Source organism: Aquimarina sediminis (assembly GCF_002895435.1).
Classification (GTDB): Bacteria; Bacteroidota; Bacteroidia; order Flavobacteriales; family Flavobacteriaceae; genus Aquimarina; species Aquimarina sediminis.
In genome coordinates this window covers 431834-445402 of record NZ_POYJ01000001.1, presented here as the reverse complement: position 1 = coordinate 445402, position 13569 = coordinate 431834, and the positions used below count along the sequence as shown (strand labels likewise).

Annotated in this window: 11 protein-coding genes; all 11 read left to right on the top strand. The window is 33.7% G+C overall.

The genetic code is table 11. From position 1 onward, the window contains the following. Nucleotides 1-2 precede the first annotated feature (2 nt). The 11 genes from C1X07_RS02015 (at nucleotide 3) to C1X07_RS01965 (ending at nucleotide 13539) form a co-directional block, all read left to right on the top strand. Nucleotides 3-1274, top strand: coding sequence for a glucose-1-phosphate adenylyltransferase (locus tag C1X07_RS02015; RefSeq protein WP_103068297.1), 1272 nt, complete (start codon nucleotides 3-5; stop codon nucleotides 1272-1274). 15 nt (nucleotides 1275-1289) lie between these two features. Further along, complete coding sequence (gene glgB, locus C1X07_RS02010) at nucleotides 1290-3200, top strand: 1,4-alpha-glucan branching protein GlgB (RefSeq protein WP_103068296.1); 1911 nt, start codon at nucleotides 1290-1292, stop codon at nucleotides 3198-3200. Between the two features lie 192 nt (nucleotides 3201-3392). Beyond that, a complete protein-coding gene (locus C1X07_RS02005) occupies nucleotides 3393-5795 on the top strand; it encodes a glycoside hydrolase family 31 protein (RefSeq protein WP_103068295.1) in 2403 nt (800 codons plus the stop codon). A 132-nt stretch (nucleotides 5796-5927) separates the two neighbouring features. Next, complete coding sequence (locus C1X07_RS02000) at nucleotides 5928-6749, top strand: M48 family metallopeptidase (protein ID WP_103068294.1); 822 nt, start codon at nucleotides 5928-5930, stop codon at nucleotides 6747-6749. A gap of 216 nt (nucleotides 6750-6965) precedes the next feature. After that, on the top strand, nucleotides 6966-8267 hold the full coding sequence (locus C1X07_RS01995) for an MFS transporter (RefSeq protein ID WP_103068293.1): 1302 nt from the start codon (nucleotides 6966-6968) through the stop codon (nucleotides 8265-8267). Between the two features lie 250 nt (nucleotides 8268-8517). Beyond that, complete coding sequence (locus C1X07_RS01990; RefSeq protein WP_103068292.1) at nucleotides 8518-8997, top strand: lipocalin family protein; 480 nt, start codon at nucleotides 8518-8520, stop codon at nucleotides 8995-8997. A gap of 17 nt (nucleotides 8998-9014) precedes the next feature. Then, entirely contained in the window at nucleotides 9015-9707 is a 693-nt protein-coding gene (locus tag C1X07_RS01985; RefSeq protein WP_103068291.1) for an OmpA family protein, read from the top strand. A 65-nt stretch (nucleotides 9708-9772) separates the two neighbouring features. Beyond that, complete coding sequence (locus C1X07_RS01980; RefSeq protein WP_103068290.1) at nucleotides 9773-10918, top strand: NAD(P)/FAD-dependent oxidoreductase; 1146 nt, start codon at nucleotides 9773-9775, stop codon at nucleotides 10916-10918. Beyond that, nucleotides 10912-11631, top strand: coding sequence for a methyltransferase domain-containing protein (locus C1X07_RS01975; RefSeq protein ID WP_103068289.1), 720 nt, complete (start codon nucleotides 10912-10914; stop codon nucleotides 11629-11631). Before C1X07_RS01980 ends, C1X07_RS01975 begins: the two co-directional genes overlap by 7 nt. A gap of 20 nt (nucleotides 11632-11651) precedes the next feature. Beyond that, a complete protein-coding gene (locus C1X07_RS01970) occupies nucleotides 11652-12704 on the top strand; it encodes a type III polyketide synthase (RefSeq protein ID WP_103068288.1) in 1053 nt (350 codons plus the stop codon). Between the two features lie 43 nt (nucleotides 12705-12747). After that, nucleotides 12748-13539 (top strand): SDR family oxidoreductase, encoded by a 792-nt coding sequence (locus tag C1X07_RS01965; RefSeq protein ID WP_103068287.1) that lies wholly within the window; start codon nucleotides 12748-12750, stop codon nucleotides 13537-13539. Nucleotides 13540-13569: the final 30 nt, after the last annotated feature.

Sequence of the window (13569 nt, the reverse complement as noted above, 5' to 3'; positions counted from 1 at the left end):
ATATGATTAACAAAAAAGTTCTTGCCATAATTTTGGGTGGGGGTCAAGGAACCCGATTATCCCCACTTACGGATCAACGATCCAAACCTGCCGTATCTATAGCTGGAAAGTATAGATTGGTAGATATACCTATTTCCAATTGTATACACTGTGATATAAAAAGGATGTTTGTATTAACTCAATTTAACTCGGCATCGTTAAACAGGCATATCAAGAACACTTATGTTTTTAGTAATTTTAGTGATGCTTTTGTAGATATTATGGCAGCAGAACAAACACCTGATAATAAAACATGGTATCAAGGTACGGCAGATGCAGTAAGACAATCAATGTATCAATTGTTAAATCATGAATTCGAGTATGCACTAATACTTTCTGGGGATCAATTATATCAAATGGATTTTAATGAGATGCTAGATAGCCATATTGATAAAGGGGCCGATATATCTATTGCTACAATACCAGTAAAACCCAAAGAGGCTACTCAATTTGGTATTCTTAAAACGGATAGCAATAGTTTTATTTCTTCCTTTACAGAAAAACCAAGTATGGAAGAGTTACAGGGATGGGAATCTGAGGTGAGCGAAGAGATGAAAAAGGAAGATCGATCCTATCTTGCTTCAATGGGAATTTATATTTTTAACAGACAATTACTGATAGATATTCTATCCAATACAGAAACCATAGATTTTGGAAAAGAGATTATTCCGCAGGCCATAGAAGAATATAAAGTATTGGCGTACCAGTATGAAGGATATTGGACTGATATAGGAAATGTACCTTCATTTTTTGAAGCTAACATAAAGCTAACAGATGATATACCGCAATTTGACTTGTTTAATAAAAATAATACAGTGTTAACAAGACCTAGAGTATTACCACCTTCAAAAATATCAGGAACTCGATTGGATAAATCTATTATTGCCGAAGGATGTATAATTAATGCCAAAGAAATTGAACGTTCTGTAATTGGTATTAGATCCAGAATTGGTGACGAAACAATTATAAAAAACACCTATATGATTGGTAGTAATTCTTACCAAGATATAAATGATTTGGAAGAAGATCATAAAAACGGAGTACCATCTCTTGGGGTTGGTGATAGATGTAAAATAACAAATACTATTATTGATAAAGATGTAAGAATAGGAAATGATGTTGTAATTAACGGAGGTTCTCACTTGCAAGATACAGAAGAGAAATCTTATGTTGTGAGAGAAGGTGTAGTTGTTATAAGAAAAGGGACAATAATCCCAGATGGATTTAAACTATAATTGAAAAATCTATATATGGGTAATGTTATTCCAACTAGCTTATTTACAGAATTTGATATAAACCTTTTTAAGGATGGCAAACACTATAGATTGTATGAAAAGTTTGGTTCACACATTACAACAGTCAATAATGTACAAGGGACATACTTTGCCGTATGGGCACCTTCTGCCAAATCTGTCTCAGTTATTGGTGATTTTAACTATTGGGCAGAAGGCGAACATGAGTTACATGTAAGATGGGATGAATCAGGAATATGGGAAGGCTTTATTCCTGATGTAGGAAAAGGAAATCTCTATAAATATAAGATTCATTCTCATCATAATGCTTATACAACCGAAAAAGCAGACCCATATGCCAGGCGTTGCGAACATCCTCCAAAAACGGCTTCTGTTGTTTGGGAGGATGAATACAGATGGGGAGATACTACCTGGATGCAAAAACGTAAAAATCATAATAGCATTAATGCTCCTTATTCAGTATACGAAGTACACCTAGGTTCTTGGAAAAAAATAATTGACGAAAATCGATCTTTGTCATATGCAGAGCACGCAAATGAGTTAGTTTCCTATGTAAAAGAAATGCAGTTTACACATGTAGAACTTATGCCTGTTATGGAGTATCCATATGATCCATCATGGGGTTATCAAATTACAGGATATTATGCTCCTACATCGCGATTTGGGTATCCCGAAGAATTTAAATTATTAGTCGATAAACTTCATCAAAATGATATAGGAATTATTCTAGATTGGGTTCCATCACATTTTCCAGAAGATGCACATGGTCTGGGCTTTTTTGACGGAACATGTTTATATGAACACCCAGATAAAAGAAAAGGGTATCACCCCGATTGGAAAAGCCTTATTTTTAATTATGGAAGAAATGAAGTAAAAAGCTTCCTGATTAGTAATGCTATCTTTTGGTTAGATCAATATCATGCAGATGGATTACGTGTAGATGCGGTTGCATCAATGCTTTTTCTGGACTACTCTAGAGAAGAGGGGCAATGGGAACCAAATGTATATGGTGGCAGAGAGAATCTTGAGGCTATTGCCTTTATGAAAGAGTTAAATGAAGAAGTATATCGCGGTTTCCCCGATGTGCAAACGATAGCAGAAGAATCAACATCTTTTCCCATGGTGTCAAAACCCACTTATGCAGGAGGGCTGGGGTTTGGTATGAAATGGATGATGGGATGGATGCATGATACTTTACAATATTTTGCCAAAGAACCTATCCATAGGAAACACCACCAAAACGACCTCACATTTAGCATGACCTATGCGTTTACAGAAAACTTTATGCTTCCCTTATCTCATGATGAAGTAGTTTATGGTAAATCTAGTATCATTGGAAGGATGCCAGGGGATGAGTGGCAACAGTTTGCAAATCTAAGGCTGTTATATGGATATATGTTTACCCACCCAGGCTCAAATCTATTATTTATGGGATCAGAGTTTGGACAACGAAAAGAATGGAATTTCCAAAGTGATTTAGATTGGTATTTACTTCAATATGAGTATCACCAAGGGATCAAAAAAACCGTAACAGATCTAAATATATTGTATAAAACTCATCCTGCATTATATGAGCAACAATTTAGTTCACAGGGATTTGAGTGGATAAGTTATGATGATCACGACAATTCTGTAATTGCATATGTAAGAAAAGGAAAGAAAAAAGAAGATGATCTAATTATTGTTTGTAATCTTACTCCAGTTCCAAGAACAAATTATAGAATAGGACTACCAAATAATGGCAAACTTACTCAGATATTTAATAGTGATGCTAAAAAGTATGGAGGGAGTGATATGTCTAATAAAAAAGAGATAACTATCCAATCCAAAAATTGGCACAACAAAGAATATTCTGTAGAAATTACAATTCCTCCATTAGCAATAGTGGTATTCAAAATATATAATTGATTAGCAAAATAATAAATGGTTTGATTCAAAAGGATATGTAAAAATAGCCACTATAACGGCTTGATGGTTATCTATTTGAAATTCAAACGTTTTCGTTGATTTTTTTTAATAAATAGTAATAAAAATGATTTAAAAATTGATACGGATATTGTTTTTTTATAGTTTAAAAAACCAACTGAAAAAGAAATTTATATGATTATTAATACAGAATTAGAACAAAAAGGGAATTTATTCCCTGGTAAGATTATTTCCTTTTCGCAAAATGTAGATAAACTCAATTTTACCACTGAAAATGGGGTGATTTTACAAGTTACTATTCTTCGGGGTAGTGTAATTCGGTTTAGATATGCCACCGATAATAATTTTGAAAAAGATTTCTCTTATGCGATTAGCGAAACAGGAGTGAGAGGGTATAGCAAGTTGGAGGTGCAAGAAAATGATGATGCATATGTTATTATCACTGCAAAAATTAGTATACATATTTCTAAAGCAAACATTCATGTAACAATTAAGGATAAAGAAGGCAATATAATCTGTAAAGATGATTGGGGCTTTCATTGGGAACAGAGCTATGAGTATGGAGGAAACATAGTAAAAATGAGTAAATCTGCTCCACAAGGAGAATGTTATTATGGTCTTGGTGATAAACCAATGCATTTGAATCTTAAAGGAAAGCGGGTTCAAAATTGGGCAACAGACCAGTATGCTTTTGGTAAAGATCAGGATCCTTTATACAAAAGTGTTCCGTTTTATATAGGTATGTATGAAGAAAGAGCGTATGGGATATTTTTTGACAATACATTCAAAACCTTTTTTGATTTTTGTCATGAACGACGTAATGTAACCAGTTTTTGGGCACAAGGAGGAGAAATGAATTATTACTTTTTTTATGGTCCTGATATGCAAGAGGTCGTAACTCGATATACCGATCTTACTGGAAAGCCAGAGTTGCCTCCCTTATGGGCTTTGGGATATCACCAGTGCAAATGGAGTTACTATCCAGAAAGTAAAGTAAAAGAAGTAACAAATAAATTTAGAGAACTTCAAATACCATGTGATGCTATCTATCTGGATATCGATTATATGGAAGGTTTTAGATGTTTTACCTGGAACAAAGAATATTTTCCTGATCCAAAGCGTATGGTTGCAGAATTAGCCGAAGATGGATTTAAAACAGTCGTAATCATAGACCCAGGGATCAAGATAGATGATGATTACTCTGTTTATCAAGAAGCTATGAAGAATGATTATTTTTGTAAAAGAGCGGATGGACCATATATGAGAGGAAAAGTTTGGCCTGGAGAATGTTATTTCCCAGATTTTACAAACCCCGAGGTTAGAGAATGGTGGGCAGGATTATTCAAAGGTATTATTGATGAAATAGGAGTAAAAGGAGTCTGGAATGATATGAATGAACCGGCAGTAATGGAAGTCCCCGGAAAAACATTTCCTGATGATGTACGACATAGCTATGATGGCAATTATTGTAGTCATAGAAAAGCGCATAATATATATGGGACCCAAATGGCTAGAGCCACTTATGAAGGGGTAAAAAGATTTGCTTATCCTAAACGTCCTTTTATTATCACACGATCGGCATACTCTGGTGCACAGCGCTATACTTCATCATGGACAGGAGATAATATTGCTACTTGGGAGCATCTTTGGATAGCCAATATTCAGGCACAACGGATGAGTATGAGCGGTATGTCTTTTACCGGTAGTGATATAGGCGGGTTTGCAGAACACCCTACCGGAGAACTATATGCCAGATGGATTCAATTAGGTGTATTCCATCCATTTTGTAGAACACATTCATCTGGGGATCACGGCAATCAAGAACCATGGACGTTTGGTGATGAAGTGGTAGATGTAACCAGAAAATATGTAGAATTACGTTATCAGTTATTACCATATTTGTATACTATGTTTTGGGAATATGCAGAATCCGGTATACCCATGTTAAAATCCCTGGTATTGTACGATCAGAAAGATCTACAGACACATTATAGAACTGATGAGTTTATTTTTGGAAATCAGATACTGGTCTGTCCTATACAAGAACCAAATGCAAAAGGTAGAAGAATGTATATCCCTAGAGGAAACTGGTATAATTACTGGACGCGTGAATATGTAAAAGGAGGGATGGAACAATGGGTCGATGCTGATTTGGATATAATTCCATTATTTGTAAAAGAAGGGGCAATTATTCCTAAATACCCAATACAACAATATGTAGGAGAAAAAATAATTGATGAATTAAAACTTGAAGCATATTATAAGTTTGGTATTAAAGAAGTATCCATGGTATATGAAGATGCACAGGATGGCTATGATTATGCAAAAGGAAGATATAGCCTTAGAAGCTTTTCTTTTACAGGAAAAGAAAATGAGGTCATAATTCAACAACATAAAAATGGGAGTTACATTACAGAATATGATTTTATAAAAATAGAGTTGATCGGGCTGCCTTTTAAAATTAATGAAATTGAGATTGATAATGTGGTTGTTACTTTTGAAAGTGCAAGTTTTGATATCGAGAATAATACTCTTTTGGTGCCAAAAAACTTTACAGAACTTCATATTGTAGCGTAGTATAAGCATTTAATCGATCAATAGAGTATTACATGGATTTTTTAAAAGAAATAATACACTATGTTTTTTGAAGGTAGCTTGTTATTTTTGTAAATTTAAAACAAAAAGGAAATTTACAAGACTGTATTTGATATGAACACACGAAAATCTATAGTAGCAATCGGGACCATTTTATTATTTATGTCCTGCGCAACAAATCCATTTACTGGTAAGAAGACATTGGCACTAGTACCCAATTCTCAGATATTACCAATGGCTTTTCAGCAGTATAATCAATTCTTGGGAGAGAATAAGGTGTTAAAAGGTACATCTGATGCTCAAATGGTTACCCGGGTTGGTCAAAAGATAGCCAAAGCTTCAGAACGTTGGTTAAATGCTAATGGTTATCAAGGGTATCTCAAAGATTATAAATGGGAATACAATTTGGTAGAAGATAAAACAGTTAATGCATGGTGTATGCCTGGTGGAAAAATTGTAGTATACACAGGTATTTTGCCAATCGCAAAAAGCGAAACTGGTGTCGCTGCTATAATGGGACATGAAGTTGCCCATGCGTTGGCCAATCATGGTCAACAACGAATGAGTGCTGGTCAAATTCAGCAAGTAGCAGGAGCTGCAACAGCAGTAGCAGTGAGCGGAAAAGATTCAAAAACACAACAAATTGTAGGTACAGCGTTCGGACTGGGAAGTCAATTTGGAGTAATGCTACCTTTTAGTAGAAGTCATGAGACCGAGGCAGATCGTATTGGATTACAACTAATGGCAATTGCAGGATATAACCCAGATGAAGCCGCAGAATTATGGAAACGTATGAAAGCCAACAGTGGTGGTCAGGCTCCTCCAGAGTTTATGAGCACTCACCCTTCTAGTGATACACGTATTGCTAACCTTACAGCATGGTCGCCTGCAGCAAAGGCTGAAGCCAAAAAATTTGGAGTAACTACATTTAAATAATAATAAAGTTTATATTCTTAAAAAGATTATACTTACTTTAGAAGCTGTTCTGAGAAAAATCAGAACAGCTTTTTTTATTTAGTGATACGCTATTTATAATCATGTAAAATGTAATGATTAGTAAAATAGTAGTTTGAGCTAAATCCCACTTTTACCTATATAATGTTTATTAGAGGTTTAGTGGGATCTGTTTTTTTATAACTTTTATGTAATACTATGAAAACTATACTACCTAAAGGACACAAGAAACTATTAAACGCTTGGGCATTTTATGATTGGGCAAACTCGGTATATAGCCTAACTATTGTATCCGCTGTTTTTCCTATTTTTTATGGAACATTATTTCTAAAAGGGGAAACGATAGAAGTTTTTGGAGCCGAAATACGAAGTACTCCTCTAATAAATTATGCGACTACTATCGGTTTTGTAATTGTCTCTGTGGCATCTCCAATTCTTTCTGGTATAGCGGATTATATTGGAAATAAGAAAGTGTTTATGAAGTTTTTCAATTATATTGGGGCTTTATCTTGCGTAGGTTTGTACTGGTTTAGTAAGGATCATATCTATATTAGTTTGTTTTTTTACATAATGGCATTAGTAGGTTATTGGGGAAGTATTGTGTTTTATAATTCTTATTTACCCGATATCGCATTCTCTGAACAACATGATAGAATTAGTGCCAAAGGTTATTCTTTAGGATATATTGGTAGTGTAATTCTATTGATTATTAATTTGGCAATGGTAATGATGGCCAAAAATGAGCAAGCTAGTATAGAAGCAATGAGGTATTCGTTTATTATGGTGGGAATCTGGTGGATTTTATTTAGTCAGATTTCTTATTATTATTTACCTAAAGGGAATACTACAGGGCATAAAATTACCAAAGATGTTTTTTTTAAGGGCTTTAAGGAAATTAAACAGGTATGGACTATAATGTCTAATAACATCAGATTAAAAAAATATCTTATAGCTTTTTTTGTATATAGTATGGCTGTTCAAACTGTTATGTTAGTTGCTGTTTACTTTGGGGAACAGGAAATAAATTGGGGAGATGATGGTGAAAAAACTATGGGATTAATTATTAGTATATTGATAATTCAATTAGTAGCTGTACTTGGTGCTATTATTACTTCTAGATGCTCTGAGAGGTTTGGTAATATTAAAACTCTGATAGTTATTAATATTATATGGGCTTTTATATGCATTTATGCATACTTTATGACTGAGTCAATACATTTTTATGTTGCCGCTGGAGTGGTAGGGTTAGTAATGGGTGGTGTTCAGGCACTATCAAGATCTACATATTCTAAATTTTTACCTGAAACTGAGGACACTACATCTTTCTTTAGTTTCTATGATGTAACAGAGAAGATAGGAATTGTTATAGGTATGGCAATTTACGCAACAGTAGATTTGGTAACTGGTAGTATGAGGAATGCAACCATGTTTTTGATCGTATTTTTTATTATTGGTATTATTTTATTGTTCAGAGTGCCAAAATCTGATGAACAAGAATAAATTTGGTAGTTTATTTTGTTTTTCTCTTTTTCAAAAATCAAGTCATATTTTGGTAAATCTCCGTTTTAATATGGTTTTAAAGTAATGACAGGATGGCTTAAGATTAGGAAAGGCTTTTTATCCCTTTTTTGTGTCTTTTATCCACTTTTTGGCGTTTATTATTTTACTCAATTAATATATTATTTTGAAATATAATAATATTGGAAACGTTATCGTTATTAGCTATTTTTATATAATAAAACTTACAACAATGAAAAAACTTATGTTACTGCTAGTAGTAGTCCTATTAGCTTCTTGTAATACTACTCAGCAAACCGTTATAGCGGCAAAGAAAACACTTAAAGGGAAATGGTCCTTGGACAAAATATCTTACGATCGCGATGGTGTTTTTGCTGTCAATTTATATAACGACGCACCATCTGAATGCTTTGCCGGTAGTTTTTGGAGATTTGTTCCAAATAATAATACCGGAAGCTATGAATTATATGAAAGTAGCTGTGTATCCAAAGGGTTAAGAAATTTTAGATTTACAATCCCTAAGCCAGAAGCAAATGGAGAGTATAGTTTTTTATTTAAACCTATAAATGAAAAGAAAAAAAGCACAAATAATAACGCTGGTTATAGGATGCTTTTACAACACCTTGATGAGTCTACTATGACTTGGACAATGACGGTTAGTCTTGAAGGGAAACCTTTTGTGATCACAATGAATTTTAATAAAGTACAATAATACAAATCTATATAATGATGAATACAAATCTTAAAAAGATAGTAGTTGCGGTAATGGCAGTTACAATGTTAGCAGGTTGTGAAGCTGTTAATAATGCTAATAATACACAAAAAGGAGCTGTTATAGGTACCGCAGCGGGAGCGGTTCTTGGGGGAATCATTGGAAATAATGTAAAAGGAAAGAATTCTGCACTAGGAGCGGTAATTGGAGGTGTTGTAGGAGGTGTTGCCGGTGGAGTCATTGGTAAACAAATGGATAAACAAGCACAAAAAATTGAATCAGAAATACCTGGAGCAGAGGTTACAAGAGTAGGAGAGGGTATTGATGTAGTTTTTGATGAAAATAGTGGAGTATATTTTGCTACAAATCAATCTACTATCAATGCTAAATCCAAAGCTAATCTTAATAAATTGGCAGGTATTTTTAAAGAATATCCAGATACTAATATTATTGTTGAAGGGCATACAGATAGCTCAGGTGATGATACCTACAATATGAAATTATCGCAAAAAAGAGCCAATGCAGTTACAGAATATTTAGTATCTCAAGGAATAAGTAGAACTCGCTTAACTACTTATGCGCACGGAGAAACGCTTCCGAAGTATGATAACGCCACTGCAGAAGGTAGAGCAAAAAACAGAAGAGTAGAACTTGGTATTGTTGCCAATGAAAAGATGAAGCAAGATGCTCAAAATCAAGTGAAGCAATAATCTTTTTGTAAGATAATATTTAAAATCCCGACTATATAGTTGGGATTTTTTTATGCTCAAATTTTATGTATCTTCAGTACTTGGATAAGCATTCGCACATAATAATTATAGGAGGGGGATTAGCTGGATTGACTAGTGCAATTCACTTAATAAATGCAAGGATTCCAGTTACTTTAATAGAAAAGAGTGTTTATCCAATTCATAAGGTTTGTGGAGAATATGTGTCTAATGAGGTACTTCCTTATCTTGATTCATTAGGAATTGATATTGCGTCACTACAAGCAGTTACAATTTCAAAATTTATGATAACCACTCAACAGGGTAATAGTATCCAAAGTAAATTACCTTTAGGTGGTTTTGGAATAAGTAGATATACTTTAGATCATTACCTCTGGGAAAAAGCTAAAAATCTAGGAGTACAGTTATTAAATGATCAAGTTATCGATGTTGTATTTGAAAATGACAAGTTTTCATTAAAAACAAGTAATGGATTGGTGCTAACCAGTGATTATGTTATTGGGGCTTATGGAAAACGATCACAGCTTGATAAAAACTTAAAGAGAGCCTTTAGCTTTAAAAAATCCCCATGGCTGGCGGTCAAAGGGCATTATAAAGGTGATTTTGACTCAAAAATGGTCTCCTTACATAATTTTAAAGGAGGCTATTGTGGTCTTTCTATGGTAGAAAATACCACAATAAATACCTGTTATCTTGTTTCTTACGATAGTTTTAAAAAGTATAAAGATATTATTACATTTCAAAAAGAGGTAATGAGTAAGAATCCTCATTTAAATGCATTCTTTAAAAATTCGGAGTTAATTTTCGATAAACCTATTACCATTAGTCAGATAAATTTTGACAAGAAAAAACCTATAGAAAACCATGTTTTTATGACCGGTGATGCGGCAGGGTTAATTCATCCCCTTTGTGGTAATGGGATGGCTATGGCTATTCAAAGCGCGCAAATTATAAGTGAATTATTGATAGAAAATTATACCATAAATCAAGGACTCTCCAGACAAGAAATAGAAAAGATATATATAAAAAAATGGAATAAAGCATTTTCTAAACGATTATACACCGGTAGAATATTACAAAAGGTACTACTTAATAGTAGTATGCAACAAGTATCTTACATACTGGCAAATGCAATACCTGCTATTGTTCCTAAGATAATAAAACAAACTCACGGAGAACCATTCCTATGCTAGCAAAATTTAGATATAGAAGTGATGAACAAGAATTTATGGACAATGTAGATATCGAAGAAAAGGCATTACAAGTAGCTTTGTCAGATATATCTAGGGTAAATAAATGGTTAGGAGGCAATACTATAACTATTCATGCAATCCATAAATTGTTAAAAGACAAGGATCTTTTAAAAGAACTTACGATACTCGATTTAGGATGTGGTAGTGGAGAAATGCTTAGATCCATTGCTGACTCCTTAAAGAAGGAAAACCGAGATGTAAAACTTATAGGAGTTGATTTAAATGAGAAAAGCTTGGGATATGCCAAAAAATTAAGTGTTTTGTATCCAGAGATATTATATACTAAGCAAGATATTTTGGATATGAATACCACAGAGTACTCTTATGATATTATTATCTGTACGTTGACATTACATCATCTAAAAAATGAAGAAATAATTACCTTACTAAGTAAAGCTACTCAATTGGCCAATATTGGAGTAATAATTAATGATTTGCATCGTAGTCCAATAGCATATTATCTATTTAAAATATTTAGTTTCTTTTTTATAAGAGGTTTTGTAGCAAAAAATGATGGATTGGTGTCTATAAAAAGAGGATTCAAAAAGCGAGAGTTGCTAAATTTTGCAGAAGAATTAAATTTAAAAAAACACCAAATTGACTGGAAATGGGCTTTTAGGTATCTATGGGTCATTAATAAGGGGAATGTTTAAAAATTTTAAAATAAGAGAAATTGAGTGTAAAAATTGTTTCTGTAGCTAAGCAGCTACCTCAATATATGCGAGAAACCAAAGAAATATTACCTTTTGTTTCTCATTGGTTATCAACGCAAGATGATCGTTTTAGGCGTAAAGTGATCAAAATTTTTGAAAATGCAGCCGTTGATAAACGCTATGGAATTATGAGTATTGAGGAAGTGTTTTCTGCAACTTCGTTTGAAGATAAAAATGATATTTATACCAGAGAAATAAAGAAACTTGGTACCTCTGTATTACAAAATGCCCTAAAAAAAGCAGAATGGGATCCAAAATCTCTTGATTATATCATTACTGTAAGTTGTACAGGAATTATGATTCCTTCTGTAGATGCATATATCATTAATGATCTAGGTCTTAAACAAGATATTGTACGGCTTCCTGTTACAGAAATGGGATGTGCCGCTGGTGTCTCTGGAATCATTTATGCCCGCAATTTTCTACAAGCCAATCCAGGAAAAAGAGCAGCAGTAATTGCTATAGAATCACCAACAGCCACATTTCAATTAGATGATTATAGTATGACTAATATGGTGAGTGCTGCCATTTTTGGAGATGGGGCTGCATGTACCTTGCTGTCTTCAGAGAAAAATGCAATTGGACCCAAAGTTATCGGTGATGAGATGTATCATTTTTATGATGCTACAACTATGATGGGATTTAAGTTAACAAATGGAGGGTTGCAAATGATCTTAGACCCCAAAGTGCCAGAAACAATAGCAGCGCATTTTCCTAATGTAATTCATCCTTTTTTAAAAAAATATGGAAGGAGTATTCAGGATATTGATCATCTTATCTTTCATCCGGGAGGAAAAAAAATTGTACAAACTGTAGAAGAGCTTTTTGGAAGTCTAGGTAAGAATATTGATGATACTAAAGCAGTTTTAATGAAGTACGGGAATATGAGTAGTGCCACTGTTTTATATGTTTTAGAACGATTTATGGATAGACAGCCCCAATCCGGAGAAACGGGATTGATGCTTAGTTTTGGGCCAGGATTCTCTGCGCAGAGAATATTGTTAGAATGGTAAAAAAGTAGTAATTTTTCAGTGCCTTTGGGTAAAAACATTTTGTATGAATAAAGATTTTGCACATAAAAATGAATGGGCTCTTATTTTGGGAGGCAGTACAGGTTTGGGATTAGCCACTGCAAAAAAACTAGCCTTGCATGGCATGAATATTATTATTGTTCATCGCAACCGTAAAAGTGAGATGAATCAAATTTATGCAGATTTTGAAAAAATACAAGGTTTAAAAGTTAAGTTCCTTTCATTTAATATAGATCTTTTAAGATCAGAAAAACGTATTCAGGTTATTAATGATATATGTGATTCGATTGGTAATGACCGTATAAAAGTACTTATACATAGCATTGCCAAAGGAAACCTAAAACCTATGGTCGATGAAAGTAATACGCTAAAAAATGATGATTTTCATTTAACTATTGAGGCCATGGCGCTAAGTCTCTATGATTGGGTAAAAACTATTTTTGATTACAGATTATTTGCCACAGATACAAGAATTGTTTCCTTTACCAGTGAAGGAAATACCAAAGCATGGAAGAATTACGCCGCAGTATCTGCCGCAAAAGTTGCTTTAGAAGCAATAACAAGAAGCATAGCGTTGGAGTTTGCCCCATATGGTATTAGAGCAAATTGTTTACAACCAGGAGCAGTAGACACTCAATCATTACGAATGATACCAGGTTACCAGAAAATTATAGAGCATAGCATTCAACGAAACCCATTTAACCGAATTACCATGCCCGAAGATGTTGCTAATGCTGTATATCTTATGTGTAAAGATGAAGCTTCATGGATCAACGGTTGCGTTATTCCTGTAAATGGAGGAGAGCATCTAAATTAGAAGAGAAAACATCTCTTTGTAAGTTTATAA